General features: G+C 64.7%; 25 protein-coding genes. 15 read left to right on the forward strand and 10 right to left on the reverse strand.

The genetic code is table 11. The annotated features are described in order from the left end of the window. Positions 1–24 precede the first annotated feature (24 nt). The 7 genes from AC5P6A_RS09445 (at position 25) to AC5P6A_RS09475 (ending at position 7,469) form a co-directional block, all read left to right on the forward strand. Positions 25–1,254: an ABC transporter permease gene (locus AC5P6A_RS09445; RefSeq protein WP_155030254.1), complete on the forward strand. Its 1,230-nt coding sequence runs from the start codon at positions 25–27 to the stop codon at positions 1,252–1,254. A 170-nt stretch (positions 1,255–1,424) separates the two neighbouring features. Then, complete coding sequence (locus AC5P6A_RS09450; RefSeq protein WP_155030253.1) at positions 1,425–1,610, forward strand: hypothetical protein; 186 nt, start codon at positions 1,425–1,427, stop codon at positions 1,608–1,610. A 30-nt stretch (positions 1,611–1,640) separates the two neighbouring features. Further along, the gene (locus AC5P6A_RS09455) at positions 1,641–2,939 is read left to right on the forward strand and encodes a radical SAM protein (protein ID WP_155030252.1); all 1,299 of its coding nucleotides are present in this window, start codon (positions 1,641–1,643) and stop codon (positions 2,937–2,939) included. Between the two features lie 9 nt (positions 2,940–2,948). Continuing rightward, the gene (locus AC5P6A_RS09460; protein ID WP_155030251.1) at positions 2,949–4,172 is read left to right on the forward strand and encodes an aKG-HExxH-type peptide beta-hydroxylase; all 1,224 of its coding nucleotides are present in this window, start codon (positions 2,949–2,951) and stop codon (positions 4,170–4,172) included. Beyond that, on the forward strand, positions 4,150–4,674 hold the full coding sequence (locus AC5P6A_RS09465; protein ID WP_155030250.1) for a hypothetical protein: 525 nt from the start codon (positions 4,150–4,152) through the stop codon (positions 4,672–4,674). The genes AC5P6A_RS09460 and AC5P6A_RS09465 overlap by 23 nt, the downstream gene beginning before the upstream one ends. A gap of 2 nt (positions 4,675–4,676) precedes the next feature. Then, positions 4,677–6,809 carry a peptidase domain-containing ABC transporter gene (locus AC5P6A_RS09470; RefSeq protein WP_346473415.1) on the forward strand — a complete coding sequence of 711 codons (2,133 nt, stop codon included), beginning with the start codon at positions 4,677–4,679 and terminating at the stop codon, positions 6,807–6,809. A gap of 39 nt (positions 6,810–6,848) precedes the next feature. Further along, positions 6,849–7,469, forward strand: a complete 621-nt coding sequence (locus AC5P6A_RS09475; protein ID WP_495222301.1) for a hypothetical protein — start codon at positions 6,849–6,851, stop codon at positions 7,467–7,469. Positions 7,470–7,525: 56 nt separating this feature from the next. Here AC5P6A_RS09475 and AC5P6A_RS09480 read toward each other — a convergent pair whose 3' ends face one another. Continuing rightward, the gene (locus AC5P6A_RS09480; protein WP_164143995.1) at positions 7,526–8,020 is read right to left on the reverse strand and encodes a cold-shock protein; all 495 of its coding nucleotides are present in this window, start codon (positions 8,018–8,020) and stop codon (positions 7,526–7,528) included. Between the two features lie 45 nt (positions 8,021–8,065). After that, a complete protein-coding gene (locus AC5P6A_RS09485; RefSeq protein ID WP_164143994.1) occupies positions 8,066–8,422 on the reverse strand; it encodes a hypothetical protein in 357 nt (118 codons plus the stop codon). 648 nt (positions 8,423–9,070) lie between these two features. On the opposite strand from AC5P6A_RS09485, the gene AC5P6A_RS09490 reads away from it, so the two are divergent. From AC5P6A_RS09490 to AC5P6A_RS09500, 3 genes are all read left to right on the forward strand, one after another. Further along, the gene (locus tag AC5P6A_RS09490; RefSeq protein WP_164143993.1) at positions 9,071–9,673 is read left to right on the forward strand and encodes a DUF998 domain-containing protein; all 603 of its coding nucleotides are present in this window, start codon (positions 9,071–9,073) and stop codon (positions 9,671–9,673) included. A gap of 54 nt (positions 9,674–9,727) precedes the next feature. Next, positions 9,728–10,093, forward strand: coding sequence for a hypothetical protein (locus AC5P6A_RS09495; protein ID WP_049417059.1), 366 nt, complete (start codon positions 9,728–9,730; stop codon positions 10,091–10,093). Between the two features lie 120 nt (positions 10,094–10,213). Continuing rightward, positions 10,214–10,660 carry a DUF4279 domain-containing protein gene (locus AC5P6A_RS09500; RefSeq protein ID WP_164143992.1) on the forward strand — a complete coding sequence of 149 codons (447 nt, stop codon included), beginning with the start codon at positions 10,214–10,216 and terminating at the stop codon, positions 10,658–10,660. Here the strand turns inward: AC5P6A_RS09500 and arr are convergent. Then, entirely contained in the window at positions 10,653–11,087 is a 435-nt protein-coding gene (gene arr, locus AC5P6A_RS09505; protein WP_207048865.1) for an NAD(+)--rifampin ADP-ribosyltransferase, read from the reverse strand. The genes AC5P6A_RS09500 and arr overlap by 8 nt on opposite strands. A gap of 125 nt (positions 11,088–11,212) precedes the next feature. After that, positions 11,213–11,464 (reverse strand): ubiquinone biosynthesis accessory factor UbiK, encoded by a 252-nt coding sequence (gene ubiK, locus AC5P6A_RS09510; protein WP_005411375.1) that lies wholly within the window; start codon positions 11,462–11,464, stop codon positions 11,213–11,215. Positions 11,465–11,619: 155 nt separating this feature from the next. Between ubiK and AC5P6A_RS09515 the strand changes: the two genes are divergently transcribed. Continuing rightward, a complete protein-coding gene (locus tag AC5P6A_RS09515; RefSeq protein ID WP_005411374.1) occupies positions 11,620–11,958 on the forward strand; it encodes a P-II family nitrogen regulator in 339 nt (112 codons plus the stop codon). A 125-nt stretch (positions 11,959–12,083) separates the two neighbouring features. On the opposite strand, the gene AC5P6A_RS09520 is transcribed toward AC5P6A_RS09515, so the two are convergent. Further along, positions 12,084–12,743 (reverse strand): RIO1 family regulatory kinase/ATPase domain-containing protein, encoded by a 660-nt coding sequence (locus AC5P6A_RS09520; RefSeq protein WP_049417050.1) that lies wholly within the window; start codon positions 12,741–12,743, stop codon positions 12,084–12,086. Between the two features lie 436 nt (positions 12,744–13,179). Between AC5P6A_RS09520 and AC5P6A_RS09525 the strand changes: the two genes are divergently transcribed. Then, positions 13,180–14,085 carry an aspartyl/asparaginyl beta-hydroxylase domain-containing protein gene (locus tag AC5P6A_RS09525; RefSeq protein WP_049435834.1) on the forward strand — a complete coding sequence of 302 codons (906 nt, stop codon included), beginning with the start codon at positions 13,180–13,182 and terminating at the stop codon, positions 14,083–14,085. 122 nt (positions 14,086–14,207) lie between these two features. On the opposite strand, the gene speE is transcribed toward AC5P6A_RS09525, so the two are convergent. Next, the gene (speE, locus tag AC5P6A_RS09530) at positions 14,208–15,062 is read right to left on the reverse strand and encodes a polyamine aminopropyltransferase (RefSeq protein WP_010482074.1); all 855 of its coding nucleotides are present in this window, start codon (positions 15,060–15,062) and stop codon (positions 14,208–14,210) included. Positions 15,063–15,253: 191 nt separating this feature from the next. Between speE and speA the strand changes: the two genes are divergently transcribed. Together speA and AC5P6A_RS09540 are read left to right on the forward strand one after the other, a co-directional pair. Beyond that, positions 15,254–17,143 carry an arginine decarboxylase gene (gene speA, locus AC5P6A_RS09535; protein ID WP_111098667.1) on the forward strand — a complete coding sequence of 630 codons (1,890 nt, stop codon included), beginning with the start codon at positions 15,254–15,256 and terminating at the stop codon, positions 17,141–17,143. A 37-nt stretch (positions 17,144–17,180) separates the two neighbouring features. Continuing rightward, entirely contained in the window at positions 17,181–17,501 is a 321-nt protein-coding gene (locus AC5P6A_RS09540) for a DUF6122 family protein (protein ID WP_021201930.1), read from the forward strand. Positions 17,502–17,663: 162 nt separating this feature from the next. Here the strand turns inward: AC5P6A_RS09540 and AC5P6A_RS09545 are convergent, their stop codons facing one another. From AC5P6A_RS09545 to AC5P6A_RS09555, 3 genes are read right to left on the reverse strand one after another with little or no spacing between them, the layout of a single operon-like run. Continuing rightward, positions 17,664–18,983: a sensor histidine kinase gene (locus tag AC5P6A_RS09545; RefSeq protein ID WP_346715033.1), complete on the reverse strand. Its 1,320-nt coding sequence runs from the start codon at positions 18,981–18,983 to the stop codon at positions 17,664–17,666. Continuing rightward, positions 18,980–19,639 (reverse strand): response regulator transcription factor, encoded by a 660-nt coding sequence (locus tag AC5P6A_RS09550; protein WP_346715034.1) that lies wholly within the window; start codon positions 19,637–19,639, stop codon positions 18,980–18,982. Before AC5P6A_RS09550 ends, AC5P6A_RS09545 begins: the two co-directional genes overlap by 4 nt. Then, entirely contained in the window at positions 19,639–19,929 is a 291-nt protein-coding gene (locus tag AC5P6A_RS09555; RefSeq protein ID WP_010482069.1) for a PepSY domain-containing protein, read from the reverse strand. Before AC5P6A_RS09555 ends, AC5P6A_RS09550 begins: the two co-directional genes overlap by 1 nt. 151 nt (positions 19,930–20,080) lie before the next feature. Here AC5P6A_RS09555 and AC5P6A_RS09560 point away from each other — a divergent pair, with 151 nt between their 5' ends. Then, complete coding sequence (locus AC5P6A_RS09560) at positions 20,081–20,515, forward strand: PepSY domain-containing protein (protein WP_346715035.1); 435 nt, start codon at positions 20,081–20,083, stop codon at positions 20,513–20,515. An 83-nt stretch (positions 20,516–20,598) separates the two neighbouring features. Here the strand turns inward: AC5P6A_RS09560 and AC5P6A_RS09565 are convergent, their stop codons facing one another. Further along, positions 20,599–21,081: a hypothetical protein gene (locus AC5P6A_RS09565; protein WP_019661543.1), complete on the reverse strand. Its 483-nt coding sequence runs from the start codon at positions 21,079–21,081 to the stop codon at positions 20,599–20,601. Between the last annotated feature and the right edge of the window lie 121 nt (positions 21,082–21,202).

The following is a 21,202-nucleotide window of genomic DNA, read 5'->3' on the forward strand; positions in this document are numbered from 1 at the left end:
AGATTCAGTTCCCGGGAGTGGACCATGGACGTAGCACCCATCGTTTCAGCCATGCGCCGGCACAAGATTGCCGTGTCATTGATCGTGCTGGAGATCGCGCTGAGCTGCGCGATCATCTGCAATCTGCTGTTCCTGATCAACGAGCGCCTGCAGCGCCTGCAGATCGACAGCGGCGTGGCCGAGACCGAGCTGATCCGCATCCAGGCAGCCAACCCCCGGCAGCTGGAAGGTGGCGGGGAGAGCCAGGACCGCAGCTTGGCACTCCAGTACCTGGCCACGCTGCGCGCGGTACCGGGCGTCAATGCTGCTGCGCTGGCCTCCCAGGTACCTTTCAGCAGTTCCAGCAGCACCAGCACCGTTCGCCTCAGCGCCGATCAGCAGGATGAGAGCCTGACTGCCAGCGTTTACCTTGACGAAGGCGGACTACTGCAGGTGCTGGGCACGCGGCTGATTGCCGGGCGCAACTTCAATGCCGATGAGTATCGCGACATGAGCGCCTTGGAGGACGCCGGCGGCGACCAGGGCGTGCCAGCGGTCATCATCAACCGCAGCATGGCCGAGCAGCTCTTCCCGGGCCGCAGCGCGATAGGCCAGTCCATCTTCAGCTGGGGCACCTCACCGACACGGGTGGTCGGGGTTGTAGAGGAGTTGATCCGGCCGAATGGATTCGCCGATGGGACCTACACAATGATCCTCCCGGTGCGCAAATACACGGCAGGCATGCACATCGTGGCGCGCGTGTCGCCGGCCCTTAGGGGCGGGGTGCTGCAGGCGGGTGTCGCAGCGCTCAGGGCGGAGGATCCGAACATCATCATCTTCAACAGCGACACGCTTAGCGAGATGCGCAGTGATTACTTCCGCCAGGATCGCGCAATGGCCGTCATGCTGTCGGTGGTGGTGACGGCGCTGCTGATTGTCACGGCACTGGGCATAGTGGGCCTGGCCAGCTTCTGGGTGCAGCAGCGCACGCGCCAGATCGGTATCCGTCGCGCGCTTGGCGCGCGTAGGGTCGATATTCTTGCGTATTTCCAGACCGAGAATTTCCTCATCACCTCCGCAGGCATAACGCTGGGAATGCTCCTGGCCTACGCCTTCAATCTGGTACTGATGAAGGCCTACGAGCTGTCGCGCATGCCCTGGTATTTCCTGCCTGCGGGTGCGCTGCTGTTGTGGATTCTCGGGCAGCTGGCGGTGCTCGGTCCCGCTCGTCGCGCATCGCAGGTCAGTCCAGCAGTCGCAACGCGTGGCAAGTGAGTGCGCAACGCACGTCCTGCAGAGAATGGTTCCTGCAGTGAGCAAAGCTATTGGTTGACTTCACCAACACGTTGTGTGAAAACAACTTTGACGCATCTGATTATGCGTCGTTCATGTGCAGTGCGAATCCAAGTAGTTCAACTTCACTTGTACAAAGAAGGGAGTCTTGAATGGATCTGAAGCTCCGTAGTCTGTCTGATCGTCTCAAGTCCAAGATTGAAAGCAGCCCGCAGGCTGTGTCTGATCTGGACGGCATGAGTGACCTGGTCGATGCTCACCTGGAACTGGTGAGCGCGGCCCATGGCTCGGCCCATGCATCGGGCCACCTGTCGGCCAACCCGGAAGTGCTGGAGTAATTTTCCAGCCTTGAGACGTGGTGCCGGCCTGTGGCCGGCACCTTTGATCGCATTCCAATGCAACTCGCAGCCACCTGCGGGACAGGGAAGTCTTTGCCCATGAGTAACTCATTCGGTAATCAGATCGACGTCGTTCTCAAGCTGGCCGAGCGCTGCAATCTTGCATGTCCCTACTGCTATTACTTCTTCCAGGAAAACAAGCTCTCAGAAATCAGTCGCCCATTGATTCCTGAGAAAACTGTCCACGTGCTTGCTGCCTTCCTCAAGAAGGGCGCACAGGAGCTGGACATCAAGCATATATACCTGGGGCTGCACGGTGGTGAACCGACGCTGCTGCCGAAGGCACGTTTCGACCGCCTGTGTACCGTCCTGCGCGAAGCACTCGATGGTGTCGCCGAACTGCATCTTGGAATGCAGACCAACGGCACGCTCATCGACGATGAGTGGGTCGATCTGTTCGCAAAGCACCAGGTGATGGTGGGTGTCAGCATCGACGGCCCGAAGGATGTCCACGATGCATCGCGACCCGATCGTCGCGGTCGGGGCAGCTATGACACTACTGTGCGCGGGCTGCGCCTGCTGCAGGCCGCCAGCGCGCAGGGGCGCATTCCGCCGACCGGTGTGCTGTGCGTAGCCAACGCGGATCTGGATGGGCGTGAGGTGCTGAGGCACTTCTCCGAAGAGCTGGGCGTATCGGGTCTCAATCTCCTGTTGCCGCGGCAGGGACACGACGATGCAACGCTCGCGCCGCAGGCGCAGTGGACGCGATATTTCAGCGAGATCATCGACTACTGGATGAACTCGGCGCAGACCAAGCCGATCCGCGTCTACATGATCTCCGAGATCATGAACGCCATGATGTCCGAGCAGAACGCGCAGCGGCTGGACTTCCGCCGCGCCAACCGGCACAACGTCATCACCATTTCCGCCGAGGGCTACCTGGGGCCGGACGACAACATCATGGCGCTGGACGAGGCGTTCTGCAGATCTGACGTCACCATCGAGAACACCAGCCTGAGCGAGTTCTTCGCCAGCCCGATGTGGCGGTCCCTGGTGGAGGACGTGGATTCGTCACCACAGAAGTGCACCGATTGCGAATGGTTCCGGACCTGTCGCTCCGGTGACCTGTTCAATCGCTACAAGAGCGGCCAGGGCTTTTCTTCACACTCGGTCTTCTGCGAGACCTTGGACTCGATCCACTCCACGCTGGCCAAGATCGTGGTCAGCCGCGACGGATTGGAAAAGGTGGCAGGGATTCTCGCCGCACCGCCCACCATGAAGGCATCGCAGTTCATGAACCCGACCGTCGGCGCCCAGGTGATGGCCTAGGACTGTCCCATGGATGTCTTCCGCTATCTTTCGCACCCTGCGGTGGGCGATTTCCGCAGCCTTGCTGCCGAGCTGTGCACCCTGCAGTTCCACGCATTCGTCAGCCGCACCCGCGATCGCCTGACGCAGCTGCAGCACGCCGCACTGTTGGACGAAGTGCTGGCTGGCCTTGCGGCCACACCCCCTCACCGCGGTTACTGGACGCCGGAGGTCAGCTGGATCCAGGCCGGCGAATCGGCCCGCGCTGGGTACGCCCGCCTTGCGCCGCACGAAGAGTGGCAGGTGGCGCAGATCGCCACAGCAGCATTCCTGACCGGCATCCTGGACCGCATTGCGCTGCGCGTGACGCTTGAATTCCCTTTGCTTGTGGCAGGACGCACCTTTCTGGGCGAAGTGCTGATCGAGGGGCACGGCGACCTGCTGCGGATCCAGTCCGGTGTCTCCACGCTCGCCACCTTCGTGGCGGTGACCGCGTGCGAGCGTTGCACCGTGTGGATCGACGCCAGGATTGGTGTGCAGGGCGTAATCAATCTGCACGGTGAATCTCCCATCCGGTGCGTTGGCAGTGATTGGCACCGCTCTGACTGGATCGGCATGGACTGCCAGGACGCGTCGATCGCTGATGCGACCCACCAGCTCCAGGATGCGCTGGAGCTGCTGCGCTCGGTCTGCCCGGAGTACCACGCATGGGTGACCTGCCTGCTGAAGGAAGTGACCCCGATTCGGCGGCCCGCCCCGCGCATGCTTGCCAGCAACTCCTCGTCGCTGCGCATGGGCGGGATTGATGTGTCGGTACCGGCAAGCGTCACCGAGACCGTGGAAATGCTGGTGCACGAATGTACGCACCAGTACTTCCACATGTGCGCTTGGCTGGGATCCACCGTGGTGCCGGGTGCCAAGCCGCACTTCTCGCCGCTGAAGCAGTGCGAGCGGCCCTTGGACAGGATCCTTCTGGGCTACCACGCATTCGGCAATGCGCTGATCGTGTTCGACAGGCTGGCCGCGCTGGGCAGGACCGAGGAGATACGCGTGCGCTGGACCGCCGTTGCCGCCTACATGGACAAGCTGGTCGAGCCACTGCAACCGCCGGACGAGCTCAGCGAGCTGGGCCTGGCGCTGTTCTCCCCTCTACGCGCGCGCCTTGATTCCCTGCACCACCAGCGCCCACCCGCCTCGGCCTCAGCCGGGTCCCGCATGAACCGGCACGACCATGTCCCGACCTTCTCCCCTTGATGACCGTCCGTTCTTCCGGCCGGAGGCCGAGGCCCATCGCCTGCACCGCCATCTGGGTGAAGTGCGGCTTGCACGGCCTGTATCGGTGCGCCTGGTGTACCTGATTCCCTTGCTAGCCACAGCGCTGCTGTCTGTTGCCGCGTCGCTGGTGACATTCCGACCGCGTGTGGAGCTGACCCACGTACCGGTGGAGCTGGGTAACGGTGATGTGGGCCTGGTGCTCCCGGCCCCGCGTGCCGCAGTGTTCCCGGTGGGCAGGGCCGTCGAGCTGCTGGGGGGCGATGATCGTCCGCTCGCCACCGCTGAAGTGATCGCCGCCGGCGCGGTGCCCTGCGTTGCTGCACCGGCCTCCGCCACGCCCCCGGACGGCTGCACACAGCTGCGCGTCCGGCCCGCCGTCGCGACGACGGATGGGCGCCATGGCGCTGTTGCAAGCGTGCGCGGCGCGCCGCGTCATTACTTCTCCTTGTTTGACCGTGACCCGCCTGCAGGGGAGAAGTGAGCATGTCGATCCGCAGTGGGCGCAAGACACCGATGATCTACCAGGCCGAGCACAGCGAGTGCGCGTTGGCCTGCCTGGCGATGGTTGCCGGCTACCACGGGTTGGATGTGACGCTGCTTGCTTTGCGCGAGCGGTTCCCGATCTCGATGAAGGGGGCCACGCTGCGCGATGTCGTTGAACTCGCGCGGCGAATCGGCCTGGATACCCGCACTGTGCGCTGCGAGATTCCGTCATTGGCCAAGCTGCAGCTGCCGGCACTGCTGCATTGGGATTTCGAGCATTTCGTGGTGCTGGCGGGCATCCGCGGCACACGCTACGTGATCCATGACCCAGCCCTTGGCGTGGTGGAAATGCGTGCGGAAGAGGTGTCCCGGCACTTTACCGGCATCGCCGCCCAGTTCACCCCGCGTCCCGACTTCCAGATGGGAAGCGAAGGCGGGCGCCTCACCCTGCGTCGCCTGCTGCAGGGCAGCCGCGGTGTCTGGTCGTTCGTGGCGCAGGTGGTGTGGATCACTGCGTTCCTGGAACTGTTTGCGCTGCTCAGCCCGCTGGTGCTCAAGACCGTCATCGATACGGGACTGACCAACCGCGACTTCGATTTCATCACGGCCCTGGCGCTGGGCTTTGCTGGTGCGGCGGTGCTGCAGGGCGTGCTCGCGTTCTCGCGCGATTACGTGCTGCTGCATTTTGCATCGGCCTTCAACGCACAGTTCTCGTCCGTGCTGTTCAGTCATCTGCTGCGCCTGCCGATGCAATTCTTCAGCAAGCGCCGCGTGGGTGATCTGATCGATCGCTACCAATCTGCCAATATCATCCGGCAGACACTGGTCGGTAGCCTTCCCCGGGTGCTGCTGGATGGCGTCATGGCGATCGTGTTCATTTCCATTCTCTTCTATTACTCGCTCGCGCTGGGCGGGCTGGCGCTGGGCTTCTTCCTGCTCTACACGGCCGTGCGCGTTACCTGGCACCGCAGTACCCGGCGGCTGGCCGAGAATGTGGTGAAGATGCGGTCCGAGGAGAATGGCCATGTGATCGAGACCCTGCGTGGCATGCAGCCGATCAAGATCTTTGCCAAGGAGCAGGAGCGCCTGGGCAACTGGCACAACCATTACAGCCGCCTGATAAACGCGGAGCTGGGCCATGGCCTGTCCACCTCGGCACAGTCGGCATCGAAGGTGATGCTGCTCGGCGTCGACGCGGCGGCCAGCATCTATGTGGGCGCAACACAGGTAGCTGCCGGTTCATTGACCATTGGCCTGCTGTTTGCACTGCTTGTCTACAAGGCGCAGTTCGCGCAGAAATCGATGACGCTGGCCGAACAGGCGATGGAACTGCGGATGGTGTCGCTGCACCTGGATCGCCTGTCCGAGATCGCGCTGTCGCCCCCGGAGCAGGATGCCCAGGTGGCAATACCGCTGGTCCCCGCCGACTTCGACGGTTTCCGGCTTGAGGTGGACAATGTGTCCGCGCGCTACGGCCCAATTGATCCGGCCGTGGTCTCCGGTGCGACCTTCCAGATCGAGGCGGGCGACTTCGTCGCGCTGATCGGCCCCTCCGGCAGCGGCAAGACGACCTTGTTCCGCCTCATCCTCGGTCTGATGGAGCTTGCCGAAGGGCAGGTGCGTTTCAATGGCCGGCCCATGGCGGATTTCGAGATGCAGAGTTTCCGCCGCCGCATCGGCGTGGTGATGCAGGACGACATGCTGTTGTCGGGCACCATCCTGGACAACATTTCCTTCTTCGACGCCAGCCCTGATGAGTCCAAGGCGCGGTGGTGCGCCGAGACAGCGATGATCTTCGATGAGATCGAAGCAATGCCAATGAAGTTCAACAGCCGCATCGGTGATCTGGGATCGGCGCTGTCCGGCGGACAGAAGCAGCGCATCCTGCTGGCGCGCGCGCTCTATCACGATCCGCACATCCTGCTGCTGGACGAAGGTACCGCCAATCTGGACGTCTCGGTAGAAAAGCAGTTGCTGGACAACCTGGCGATGCTTGGCATCACCTGCGTATCGATTGCCCATCGCCCCGAGACGATCCTGCGTGCCAACAAGGTGCTGCACGTTGAAGGTGGCCGCGTGGTCGAGGTGCGTCGCGCCGATGCCGAAGCCGTCGTGGATGTCGCCCTGGCGTGACCCTGCGCCGTCCCTTTGCCCAAGAGAGAGAACACCACCATGAATGTCAGGTTCCTGGAGTCGCGCGGATTCAACCAGTCCACGCAGGTCGATCTGTTCATCCGCCTCTGGGATACGCCGATCGATGAGGTGGTGTCCGAACGGCTGGCCATCCTGGCGCCGTTACAGCAGATCAGTTCTCCCGTCGGCAACATGAACAACACGGGCACGCCGTATCCGTCCACGAGCTGCCTGGCGTCGCGGTTCCATCCGGATTTTGAATCGGTCATCGAACCAGGCGTGAAGGGCCTCCTGTTCGCCATCGCCATCGACCACAACCTGGTGACCTACACCAGCTGCGAGGGCCACGACTACCGCTCCGATGGTCGTGAGCCGGATGAGCGTCACGTTGGGGTTGTCAGCCGCGATGGAGACGAACACTGCAAGGTGGTGGCGGCCTTCACCGAGGTGGCATCGCGCTTCAATGCAGGGTACCCCTCGGCGGCGATCGAGGCGGCGCTGATGGTGCATACCGTGCGCAGTGCGGCGCGCGAGTACCCCGCCGTGGATCTGTATCTGTCCAAGCGTGAGCGGGCGGGATGGGATGCCTACTTCGCCGAGGTGGACGCCGCGTGCGCGCAACTGGTGGCGGAACTGGGCAGGATTCCGGAGATCAGCTGAGCCGTGTGGCGGCCCGCAGTGGCGGGCTGCCAACGATTGGTGTGGACTGAATCAGCTCACTGTTCCGGCGCTTCAAGCGCTTCCAGCAAGCACCGCTGCCCATCCGGCACCGCAGCGCCGAAGCGTCTTAGCCAAGCCTCAGCCCACGATGGCCCCGCACTCTCCACCAGCAATCGCCCCTGGCTCTGGTGCAGATCCAGCCAACGCTCGAAGCTGATACGCAGCCGTTCGATATCCGGCGCCCGCCAGCGGGCATCGGCGGGCATGCGGATCAGCACGCGCGAGGGCGCGTTCTCCACGTCCATCACCAGCACGCCCTTGCATCGGATCTCGAAGGACGTCGCCCCGGCATGGCGCGCGTGCAGTTCAAAGCCCTCGTGGGCCTTCGCGGTCACGAAGCCGCGCGCATGACTGTGCAGCAGGCGGTAGTCGGCCGGCTGCAGCTTCTGGTAGGCCCACACTTGATCCACTGCTGGCTCGGGCCACTCCATCCACATCGCGCCGATCACCGCGATGCACACCGCCGCAGCGGCAAGGCCGTGCATCTTCATTCGTCACCCCGCACACAGGCAGAAAGGTCCGCGCCATAAGCGCGCTCAGTCCTTGGGTCGCATCCGCTCGTGGATGAAGGCGGTCAGCGCCAGATCGGCCATCACCAGCCCCTCCATTACCCGGTCGCCGACGTACTGCTCCGGCTCGCCGTTCTGGCGCGTGCGCTCGGCCGCCAGCAGGATCTCCTGCACGACGCGCTGGCCGGTGAGGGCGCAGTCGGCGTCGGACAACTGCATCTGCCGGCTGCGTAGATGCTGCCGCTCGGGCCAGGGCTGGCCGTCGGCCGCAGCGCCCGCGCCGATGGCGTGGAGGATGGCGATGAGGCTGTTGGGGTCCGGGGCCGGAGCGCGTGACGGCGCTTCCTGGATCGGGCGCGGGGGAGGGGAGTGCGGCGTGGTCATGGCGGGCTCCGTGCAAGCATTCGGAAGCCGCCACCGATAAAGGTGGCGGGCAGAGCGTGGCTCGAAAACCGGGCTATTAGGAAGAAACCGGCGGGCACAAGGCCCCCACGCCCCGCCCGCCATAGCCGGCAGACGGAATGCCAGCCGACACCACGCAAGGCGATGCCGGCTGGCAAGTGCAAACAACATCCTAATAGCTCGGGTTTTCGAGGCCCGGCCACCCGTTTTCGGTGGCGATACCAGAGTTGCCTGACGTAGTTGGGAATGCCAAGGGGTTGGGGTCAATGCCGCCAAAACCCGAGACGCTTTTGGCATTGTCGCATAGCACCGGAAGCGGCGAGAGCCTTGGCGTGCTAGGCGGAATGGCACTTCTGGAACGGAGTCGTCAGAACCTTCCGTCAGAGATGCAAGGCGCGGCAAATGCGACAGCACTCGCCCATCGGGCATGTGTGATCGCTCATGCAAGCGAACCGCTGCGACACCCGCTGGATGGTTTAAATGACTTCCTGCCTATTGAACCCACCGAGTGCCACGCGCAATCTGACTACTGCTGTAGTTACTCAACGCCGTCCTGCCCGCAGCAGGAAGGTTCTGCGGCGTTCGACTGGATTCCACCCACTGGCGCAGGCCAAACAAGGACCACTGTACGTGTCACGCCGCAGCCGACTGCTTCTCTGCGCGGGTCTGATCCCGCTTCCGTGGTTCCTGTTCTGGACCAGCGTTGCCGCCGTGTTCGCGCCGGGCTACAACCCACTTGCACAGCACGCCAGCGAGTTGCTGCTGGCGCCAACGCTTGCAAGCATCTGCGGCAGGATCGCGGCTATCGGCTCCGGTATGGGCTTCGTGGCGTTCTCCATCGGGGTATGGCGGCAATCCGGCCGCCGGATTGCCGTAGGCGCAATCTGCTGGTTGGTCTTTGGCATTTCCATGCTGACCAACGGGCTCTGGCCCATGGGCCATCCGATGCACGGCTTCTACACCATCGGTATCGCAAACATCATTGCACCGGCGATGTCGCACATCGAACTGAGCGCGTGGTCGGCCAACCGAAGGGCGTACGCCGTGACCGCTGTGGTGAGCATCGGGGGCATCGTCTATCTCTGGTTGAACGTGGTGGGCGCGGACCCGGAGGGCTATGGGGGGCTGACCCAGCGCGTGTTCTCGTCGATCAACTCGCTGTGGCCATTCTTGGTTGCGCTGTATCTGCTGCGAAGGGATTCAAGCGCGCTGAAGGCGGAGCCGGCGCATTGATGGAAGGGTATGTTGCACTTGGGCGATGATTGAGCGTGCGGAGTTGAGAGCAAGATGAGAATTTTTCGCCGCCAGCTGATCTACGTCCAAGTGCGCCAGGACCATTTTATTGCGCGCTTGGTCGGTGGAGACAGGACCATCCGTCGCCAGTGTCATGCCCTTGGCAACCGCGCGGGTCCTATCAAGGACTTTTCGAATATCCGGCCCCTGCTCAAGGCGATCTTCTCGGAACTCATGCCCGGGTTCTCTTTCGTCAAGCCGTGGGGGATTCTGCACTTTGATCCGGTTGAGTACCCGGTTACGAAGGAGGAACTGGCGGGGTTCCAGAAGGCTGCCATGCAAAGCGGCGCGAGCTTCTGTTTTCTCTCCACGTGGGAGCAGCGGCATGAAGACAAGGATCTGTTGGAGATGTTCAAGTAGGGACCGGCCCGCTCTTCGTTTGAGCCCAAGCCGATTCCCGCGGTTCGGCCTATTCTGAAGCTGCTGTCGTCCGGTTCCGGCCGTAATCTGACATCAACGATGCCTGCGCACTGGATTCCAATGGCCGCATTCGATCATTCCCTGGTAACCCTCCGATTCTTCGGGGACGACCTCCTACCCGAAGAAGTCAGTGCCTTGCTCGGGGCGACTCCAACCGCATCGCATCACAAGGGCCAGGAACTCAGAGGCAAACAATCAGGCACCGTGCGTATCGCCAGGACTGGCAGCTGGCAACTTGATGCGGAGCGTCGTGAGCCTGAAGATCTGGACGCTCAGATCTTCGAGATCCTCGACCAACTCACCGGCGATCTCGCCGTATGGCAGGCTCTGGCACGCTTCCGACCTGATCTGTTCTGTGGCCTTTTCATGGGCAGCAGCAACGGTGGTGTCTCGCTTTCGCCTCGCGTGCTGCTCGCCTTGGGTGAGCGCGGCATTGAGCTCGGGCTGGACATCTATGAAGCCGATGAAGAAGTGCGCAATGCCCAGCGCCAGCAGGCCATCAGTTGATGATCTCCCCACTCCCCGAAGCAACAAACGCCTTCAACTGCCGTACAAACTCCGCGTCATACAGCTCCCACTCCGTAATCTCCCCAACCACCCGCAACGGCTGCGCACTCCGATACGACCGCGTCGGGTTCCCGGGAAACTTCTTGTTGGTCACGTTCGGGTCGTCCTCGAACGGCCCGGTCGGCTCCACCACATACACGCGCGGCCGCCCCTCACCGCGGGCCATCTCCGCAGCCAGCCCGGCGCCCTTGGCAATGGTGGTGAAGTAGATGTGGTTCATCACCACGCTGTCGCGATAGTTGGAGCGGAAGCCCGCGCTCAGCAACTCGCCCACCGCCAGGTCAGCGCGGGTGCCGTGATAGAACGGCCCGGCGACCTGGTCGCAGGTGTCATGCGAAACGGGTGTCCAATCGGTGTCCTGCGCCATCGCTGCTGCCCCCTCTGTGCTGCCGGATCGACAGGCCGGCGAGTCTAGGGCGCCCGGTGGGCCTTGCTGCAAGGCCCCATCCGGGAAATAATCTGTAAACGGGAGGCGCGGTGCGCCTCCTTTTTTCATTCTGCGGCGCCGCGCCCTTCCAGCTCGCGCACGGCCGTTTCCAGCGCGTCCAGCTTTTCGCGGGTCTTCAACAACACCGCGCGCTGCACTTCGAACTCCTCGCGGGTGACCAGGTCGAGCTTGGCCAGGCCGGCCTGCAGCGCGCTCTTGAAGGTGGCCTGCAGTTCCTCGCGCGATTCGCGCAGGCCCGGGGGCACCAGGTCACTGAGGCGACGGGCGAGGTCATCGATTTGATTCAGGTCGATCATGGGGTGCTCCGTGGGGGTGGGCCCGTGCATCCGGCGCGGGCAGGCCATTCGGGCACAAGGATACTGCCGGCACCCACTGCCCGGACAGGCCGCAGCGGCTTCGCACGGGCCGCGTTCAGGCGCTATCCTCCACGCCGGAAGACAGGAGATAGACGATGAAGATGGTCATGGCGGTGATCAAGCCGTTCAAGCTCGACGACGTGCGCGAAGCGCTGGCCGAGCGTGGGGTCACCGGGATCACGGTGACGGAAGTGAAGGGCTTTGGTCGCCAGAAGGGCCACACCGAGCTGTACCGTGGCGCGGAGTATGTGGTCGATTTCCTGCCGAAGGTGAAGCTGGAAGTGGCGGTAACCGATGACCAGGTGGAGGCGGTGGTTGAGGCGATCGTGAAGGCCGCCGGCACCGGCAAGATTGGCGACGGCAAGGTGTTCGTGTACGACCTGGGCAGCGTGGTGCGTATTCGTACCGGTGAGCTGGACGCGGACGCGTTGTAACCCGTTCGGCGGGATGTTGTAGAGCCGAGCCTATGCTCGGCTGCATTTCGCGCGATGCAGGAACAGCAGCCGAGCGCGGGCTCGGCTCTACAAAGAGCGGTAAAGCCGTCGAGCGAGCTCGACCCCTACCGCCGCTTGGCCCACTTGTAGAACCGCTTCCAGCCCTGCCGCACCGCGGCCACCCAGCCCGGGTCGGCCACCAGCGCGGCCTGCGCGGCACTCGGGGCCTGGCCGGTCACGCGCTGGCGCATCTTCAGCAGGTTCTTCATGTCGCTGCGGCGCATCTGCCGGCTCAGTGGATTGCGGCGCAGCCAGCGCGGGGCGCGCCAGGCCGAGGTGAAGTCCAGCAGCACCGGCACGCCGCCGCTGACCACCACGTTGGTGCCATGCAGGTCGTTGTGGGTGATGCCGGCGGCGTGCAAACGGCTGAGCGCGTGCTGCAGCTGCTCGAACACTTCATTGCCCACCGCCTGCGCGGTGCTGAGCGTCTGGCCGGGGATGAACTCCATGCCCAGCGCCAGGCCGCCCAGGGTGCCGAGCAGTGCGGGGGCATGCTTCCAGCCGCCGAGGCGCTGCAGCATGCGTGCTTCACGGCGCACCATCAGTCGCGCGATCAGCGAAACGGGAGTGCCGCGGTAGCGGGAATAGTCCTTGATGACCGCCTCGCGCCCGTCCAGGCAGGTGCGGTAGACATCCGGGGCCAGGAAACGCTCGCCGCGCTTGAGCAGCAGCGGGGAGGCGGCGTCATCGCCGCAGGAGGAGGATGGCAGGGCAGGAAGATGCATGTCGGGGTCTCGGACGACCCGGTGGGTGGCGCAAAGCGTCAAGCGAACCGGTGTTACAGGGAGTTACTAAGTTTTCGTTAATTTTAGTACTCGCCAGTTCGCTATTCCACGATTTGTCGGAGAAATGTCGGGGTCGTGGCTGGAACAGTTCGTCGCGCAGAATCGGACAATTCTGTCTCATTTATTCCAGTTGGCCTTTAGCATCAACAGCTTGCGCGCCCAGCCCTGCGCCTCCTTCGCAACCGGATGAACACGGCGCACGGGCAACTTGACCCCGGCGCACGGCCTGCCGACCATAAGCTGTTAATCCGCGACATCGGCGGCCGCCCCTTCCTGGCACGTCCCCGTTCCCTGCCGCGGTCCCCACCGGTGCTGGCCGCTTGGCCGTGCATCGCCCTGTTTCCCGTTCCGGCTGCGGCTGGAGGAAAGTGTTTTGATCATCAAAATCGTCATTGCAGCGCTGTTCGTCGCCTGCGTGCTGTACATCCACTTCCGTGGCAAGGTTCGCGCGCGCTGGTCGCGCCAGCTGCTGGACCACTCCAGTTTCATGGCCCCGATCAACGTGGTGATGTACATGTTCTCGAAGGTGCCGACCACGCCGTTCCTGGACCCGGCCAAGGAGTTCCCGCAGCTGGAGCCGCTGCGCCAGAACTGGCAGATGATCCGCGACGAGGCGCTGGCGCTGCGCGATGCACAGAAGATCGCGGCCTCCAGCACGTTCAACGATGCCGGCTTCAATTCGTTCTTCCGCCGTGGCTGGAAGCGCTTCTACCTGAAGTGGTATGGCCCGTCGCACCCGTCGGCGAAGGCGATGTGCCCGAAGACCACGGCGTTGCTGGAGTCGCTGCCGGACGTGCGCGCGGCGATGTTCGCGCAGCTGCCGTCGGGCAGCGAACTGCGTCCGCACCGCGATCCGTTCGCCGGTTCGCTGCGCCTGCACCTGGGCCTGGCCACGCCGAACAACGACGGCTGCTACATCGAAGTGGACGGCATCAAGAAGAGCTGGCGCGATGGCGAGTGGATGATGTTCGACGAGACCTACATCCACCACGCGCACAACGAGACGCCCGATGACCGCGTGATCCTGTTCTGCGACATCGCCCGCCCGCTGCGCTTCGGCCTGCCGAGCCTGTTCAATCGTGCGGTGGCGGCCACGCTGCTGGCCGGCGGTGCCTCGCCGAACCTGCCGGGTGACCCGACCGGTGGCGTCAACAAGGCGTTCGGCAGCGTCTACAAGGTGCGCCTGAAGGCCAAGGCACTGCGCGAGCGCAGTGTGGTGGCCTACCAGGTGATCAAGTGGGGCCTGGTGGTGGCGGTGATTGCGGGTATCTGGGCGCTGTGACTGTAGAGCCGAGCCTATGCTCGGCTTGATTTATCGCAACCTGTCCGAACAGCAGCCGAGCATGGCTCGGCTCTACAGAAAGCAAAAACCCGCGCTGTCGCCAGCGCGGGTTTTTGTTTGGATCAACCCTTCAGTGCCGCTTGCACGAACGGCGGGGTCACCAGCACGCCGGTGTGCAGCGCGGCGGTGTAGTACAGGGTGTTGAAGGTCTTGGCGGCCGAGTCGGCCTGGCGGAAGTCGAAGCTGCTGTCGCCCTTGCGCGCCATGGTCACGCTCCACCAGCCGGTGGGGTAGCACGGCTGCGGGAACGGCAGGGTCTTGAACGAACCGAAGCCAGCCTTGCCCATCTCGGTGCGCATTTCGTTGATCAGCTCCAGCTGCATCAGCGGCGACTCGGACTGCTGCACCAGGATGCCATCGTCCTTCAGGGCCTTGAAGCAGCTCTCGTAGAAGGCCTTGTTGAACAGGCCTTCGCCCGGGCCGACCGGGTCGGTCGAGTCCACGATCACCACGTCCACGCTGCCGGCCGGGCAGTTGGCCATGTAGGCCACGCCGTCGTCGAACAGCAGCTCGGCGCGGGCGTCGTCGTTGGAGTCGCACAGTTCCGGGAAGTGCTTGCGCGCCATCACGGTGACCTGCTCGTCGATATCGCACTGGGTCACGCTCTCCACGCCGGTGTGCTTGAGCACTTCGCGCAGGGTGCCGCAGTCGCCGCCACCGATGATCACCACGCGCTTGGGCGCGGCGTGGGTGAACAGCACCGGGTGGCTGATCATCTCGTGGTAGAAGAAGTTGTCCTTGCTGGTCAGCATGATGGCCCCGTCGATGGTCATCAGGTTGCCCCAGTCGGTGGTCTGGAAGATCTCGATCTTCTGGAACGGCGACTGCACCTCGTCCAGCTTGCCGGTGATGCGGTAGCCGATGGCCGAGCCGGTGCGCTCGAAGTGTTCGATGTACCAGTTGTTGCTGTCAGTCATTGGAAAACAGTCCTGTTCGGAGGGGTGGAGCCGGGCTGGCGGGCGGGGCCGCGTGGCACAGATGCCACATCCGGACGGATCGGCCCGTTCAGGTTGGAACCTGTCACGGGCGCGGGCGCGCATGATAACGAACCTGTGGGCACATAGGCGTTATCATGCCCCCCCTTTTATTGCCAACAAGGCCGACTGAAATGACCGATTGGTCCCTCGACCAAGCCCGCAAGACCTACTCGATCCCGCATTGGGCGGACGGTTACTTCGACGTGGATCAGGCCGGGCACATGGTGGTGAGACCGACCGGGGCGGACGGCCCGGTGGTGTCGCTGCCCAAGGTGGTCGATGCTGCGCGCGCGGCCGGCGCCAAGCTGCCGCTGCTGGTGCGCTTCCCGGACATCCTCGGCCAGCGGCTGGGCAAGCTGCAGGCGGCCTTCGCCCAGGCCCAGCAGGACTGGGAGTACAGCGGCGGCTACACCGCCGTGTACCCGATCAAGGTCAACCAGACCCGCGGCGTGGCCGGCACCCTGGCCAGCCACCACGGCGAGGGCTTCGGCCTGGAAGCGGGCAGCAAGCCCGAGCTGATGGCCGTGCTGGCGCTGTCGCGCCCGGGCGGGCTGATCGTCTGCAACGGCTACAAGGACCGCGAGTACATCCGCCTGGCCCTGATCGGCCGCAAGCTGGGCCTGCAGACCTTCATCGTCATCGAGAAGCCGTCCGAGCTGAAGCTGGTGCTGGAAGAGTCCAAGGCGCTGGACGTGAAGCCGGGCCTGGGCGTGCGCATGCGCCTGGCCTCGCTGGGCGCCGGCAAGTGGCAGAACAGCGGTGGCGACAAGGCCAAGTTCGGCCTGTCGCCGCGCCAGCTGCTGGACCTGTGGAAGTCGCTGCGTGACACCGAGTACGCCGATTGCCTGAACCTGCTGCACTTCCACATGGGCTCGCAGATCTCCAACGTGCGCGACATCGCCAACGGCATGCGTGAAGCCACCCGCTACTTCGTGGAGCTGTCGCGCCTGGGTGCGAAGATCACCCACGTCGACGTGGGCGGTGGCCTGGGTGTGGACTATGAAGGCACCCGTTCGCGCAGCTTCTGCTCGATCAACTACGGCCTGCATTCCTACGCCAGCAACATCGTGCAGCCGCTGGCCAATGCCTGCGAAGAGTTCGGCCTGACCCCACCGCGCATCGTCACCGAGTGCGGCCGTGCGATGACCGCGCACCACGCGGTGCTGATCGCCAACGTCTCGGAAGTGGAAGAAGCGCAGGAAGGCCGCGTGCCGGACCAGCACGACGACGAACCGGCGGCGATCCGCCACCTGCGCGAAATCCACGACGAGCTGGACGTGCGCCCGGCGGTGGAACTGTTCCAGGAAGCCCAGCATTTCCATGCCGAAGGCCTGGCCAGCTACGCGCTGGGCCAGATCGACCTGCCGCAGCGTGCGCGCATCGACGATCTGTTCTACGCCATCGCCCACGGCGTGCGTGCGCGCCTGAGCTATGACGAGAAGAGCCATCGCCCGGTGCTGGACGAACTGAACGAGCGCCTGGTCGACAAGTACTTCGTCAACTTCAGCGTGTTCGAATCGATCCCCGACGTGTGGGCGATCGACCAGGTGTTCCCGATCGTGCCGATCGAGCGCCTGGACGAGACCCCGGACCGCCGCGGCATCATCGCTGACATGACCTGCGACTCGGACGGCATGGTGGAAACCTATGTCGAGAACGAGAGCCTGGACAGCTCGCTGCCGCTGCACAAGATGAAGCCGGGCGAGAGCTACCGCATCGGCTTCTTCATGGTCGGCGCGTACCAGGAAATCCTGGGCGACATCCACAACCTGTTCGGCGATACCGACGCGGTGGAAGTGCTGGCCGATGCCGATGGCTATGCCATTACCCAGCAGCGCCGCGGCGACACCACCGACGTGATGCTGGACTACGTGGGTTACCGCCTGGACGAACTGCGTGCGGCCTATGCGCAGCGCGTGGCTGAGGCCCAGCTGTCGCCGGAACGCGCGCAGGAACTGTCGGACGCGCTGGAAGCCGGCCTGACCGGTTATACCTACCTGTCCGACGAACCGCTGGTGTGATGGACGGCGCCGGGCCCGCCCGGTGCCACCGTTGCCGATGAGCGCGCGCGCGACCTTCCACCTGTTCCTGCATGCCGCCGTGCCAGCCCTGCTGGCATGGCTGTTCTGGCGCAAGCGCTTTGCCTCGGCGTGGCTGCTGATGCTGCTGGGCTGGATCATCGACCTGGACCATCTGCTGGCCGACCCGATCTATGCACCAAACCGCTGCAGCATCGGGTTCCACCCGCTGCACACCGCACCGGCCATCGCGGTCTATGCCGGGCTGTGCGTGCCGAAGAAAACGCGGTTGTTCGGCATCGGTCTGATCATCCACATCGTGCTGGACGCAATTGATTGCTGGTGGATGCACCACCGTTGATGTTTGCTGCGTGTCGACCAAGGTCGACACCTACCGGGCGCACGATGGCGGACGGATTGGCGCTTGGTAGAGCCGGCCGCTGGCCGGCTTCCGCAGGGTGTTCCTGGTGACCACGTGGTTGCCGGCCAGCGGCCGGCACTACCCACCGTCAGGTTGGTCGTTTCACCCCAGCGGCAACCACACCGTCGCACGCAGGCCGGGCTGCGCATTCTCCAGCACCACGCGCCCGCCATAACTGGCGGCGATATCGCCCACGATCGCCAGCCCCAATCCACTGCTGCCCACGCGCTCATCCAGCCGCACGCCACGCTGGGTGACCCGTTCCAGCGCGTCTGCCGCCAGGCCGGGGCCGTCGTCGCGGACCTCAATGCGCAACTGGCCGTCGTCGGCTTCCGCGCTGACCTGGACCTGCCGTTGTGCCCACCGCCCGGCGTTGTCCAGCAGGTTGCCCAGCATCTCTTCCAGATCCGCACTGGCACCGGCGAACTGCAACGCTGGATCGATACCTGCGGCCGTGAACGCAATGCCGCGTTCGCCATGCACGCGTGCCATCAACCGGCATAGCGCCTGCGCGACAGTCGCAACGTCGCTGCGCTGGCGATGGTCGGCGGCCAACCCTACCGCCAGGTAACGGTCAACACTGGCCTGCATGCGTGCGCTCTGCTCGCGCACGGTGGTCCGCCAGTCCGCGCCGTCGCCGTCAGCCTCGGTGGCCAGCACGCTCAATGGGGTTTTCAATGCATGCGCCAGGTCCTGTGCACTGGTGCGCGCGCGCGCGACCATGCGTTGCTGGTGCTCCAGCAGCGCGTTGAGTTCTTCGCCCAGTGGCGCGACCTCTGCCCCCAGTCCCTGCGTCTCGATGCGCTGCGCATCACCGCGCCGCACTCGTTCCAGCTGTGCACCGAGGCGGTGCAGCGGACGCAGGCCGAAGTGAACCTGGCTGGCCAGCACCGCCAGCCACGCTGCGACCAGTACACCCAACGCGATGGCGGTGCGCTGCCGGAATGCGGCAACGTCGGCATCCAGCGCGCTGCGGTCGGTGGCGACCACGGCCACGAACGGTTCACTGGCACGTGGCAGGCGCACCTGCTGCACACGTGCGCGCAAGGATTGCTGCAGCGGCCCGGCCAGGTTGCGCGTGGCCGGGCCAGTGACGGTGGTGGGAAGCGTTTCATCCCACAACGAGCGTGACTGCAGCAGCACGCGGCCATCGGCACCGGCGATCTGCCAGTAGGAGCCGGAGAACACCCGCTGGAAGCGCGCGTCATTCGGTTGCTGGCGCAGGCGCAGCTGTCCTTCCGGGTTCACTTCGGCCTGCGCCAGCAGGGTCAGCATGTCCTGCTGCAGTTCGTGGTCCAGCCGATCACGCGCGCTGCGCTTGAACAGTTCGCCCAGTAGTGCGCTGGCCAGCAGCGAAACCAGCAGCAGGCCGACGCCGCCAGCCAGCAGCAGGCGCCGCCGCAGCGAGGATTGCCGGCTCACGGCGCGGCCAGCCGCCAGCCCTGGCCGCGCACGGTCTGGATCAGATCGATGCCGAGCTTGCGGCGGACCCGACCCAGCAGCATGTCCAGCGCGTTGGAGTCCGGGTCGTGGCCGCCTTCGAACACCTGCTCGCCCAGACGATCACGGCCGATCACCTGGCCGCTGTGGTGGATGAAGTAACTGAGCAGGCGGAACTCCTGCGGGCTCAGCGCCAGCGGCTGTCCGTCCAGTTCGAAGCGGCCGGCGTTGACGTCCAGCTGCAGCGGGCCGCAGTGCAGGCGCGGGCTGGCGTGGCCATGGCTGCGGCGGATCAGGGCGCGCAGGCGCAGCACCAGTTCGTCGGCTTGGAACGGTTTGGTCAGGTAGTCGTCGGCACCGGCATCAAAGCCGGCCAGCTTGTCGTGCCAGCGCCCGCGCGCGGTCAGCACCAGCACCGGAAAGCTGCGGCCGTTGCCGCGCCAGCGCTCGATCACGCTCAATCCGTCAAGCCCGGGCAGGCCCAGATCAACGATGGCCGCCTGCAGGTCTTCGATCTGGCCGATCTCTTCGGCCTGGCGACCATCGGCGACCACCTCCACCACATAACCCGCCTGTTCCAGCAGGGGCACCAGGCGCTGTGCCAGTGCGGCATCGTCTTCGGCCAACAGGATGCGCATCAGTCGTCGAGCTCCGTCTTCAGCAGCTTTCCGCTGCGCGCATCATAGTCCAGCTCCACCACCACGCCGTCGCCGCGCAGGATCTCCACTTCGTAGACACCATCGTCCAGCTCCACTTCCAGCAGCTGCCCCGGAAAGCGCTTGAGTGCATCGCGCACCACGCTTTCCAGCGGCACGTAGCGGCCCTGCTGCACGGCGCGACGCGCGACCTGCTGCGCCGGGTCCTGGACGGGCGCGGCGGCGGTCGGGGCGTTGGCCAGGGCCAGCAGCAGGGGCAGGGTGGAGAGCATCGGGGCGCAGGGAGGGCTGTAGGAACAGGCGTGAGTGTGCCGGGGGTGACTAACAGCTGGCTAACAGTGCCGGCTAAGGCGCTGTTAACCACGGGGTGCATTGTGGCGTTGCCGGGATGGTCCGGCCACGAACACGAACAGGAGAACCCCCATGTTGAAGTCGCTCACCCTCGCCACTGTTGCCCTGCTGACCGTCGCGCCGGCCGTACAGGCCGCGCCGCTGGGCATGGCCCAGGTTGAACAGACCCTGCGCAAGGCCGGCTACACCCAGATCCACGAGATCGAGCGCGATGACGGCCTGTGGGAGGCCGACGTGAGCCGCGCTGATGGCCGCTTCAGCGAGGTCTATGTGGACCCGAAGACCGGCGAGATCTTCGACGAGCACAGCGGCCGCGCGCTGCTGACCACCGACCAGGTGCTGGCACGGGCACAGGCGCATGGCCTGCGCGAGATCCATTCGCTGGAACGCGATGGTGCGACCTGGTCGCTGGAGGCCCGCAATGCACGCAACCAGAAGGTGGACGTGCGCCTGAGCGGTTATGACGGCCGCATCCTGCACAGCGAGCGCGATGGCTGGCTGGATTGACGTTTGCCCATGTAGAGCCGAGCCCATGCTCGGCTTTGCGGCCAACCGTAGCCGAGCATGGGCTCGGCTCTACAGGAGCTGGCTTACCAGCCGTACGGCGGCGGGTAGTCCCAATAGCCCGGGCCGCGGCCGTAGTAGCCGCCATACGGACCGAAGAACCCCGGTCCCTTGCCTTCGCTGACGTGGATGTTGACGTTGACCCCGTGAGTCTTGCCCTCATCGGTGGTGTAGTTCTTGCTCAGGTTCAGCGTGGCGGCGTTGTAGTGGCTGTTGCCACCGTTCTTGGAATAGCCGATGCCGGTGGTGAAGCTGCCGGACACCTTGACCTTGTCGTCGGTGACGTCGGCGATCTTCGCGTCGTCGTGCACGCGCGGGCCGCTCTTGTCACCGTAATAGGTGCCGGGCGGGTCCTGCTGCAGGGCCGGGTCGTTGAGGTAGCGCATTGGCGCCTGCGGCAGCGTCAGGTCCAGGCCAGCGGCCTGCGGCGCAGTGGCGCCAGCGGCGGACTGGGCCAGCACGGTTCCCGGCAGGGCCAGGCACAGCAGCAGGGTCAGGGGGCGGATCATGACGGCGCTCCAGCGGACAGGTGGCCACGCAACACGCGGCGGTACAGGCCGACGCTAGCAGGGGTTGCTTGAATGATGCCTGTCGGCACCGGATTGGGGTAGAGCCAGGCCGTGCCTGGCC

It is taken from the genome of Stenotrophomonas sp. YJH_SMC_20, from assembly GCF_059367845.1.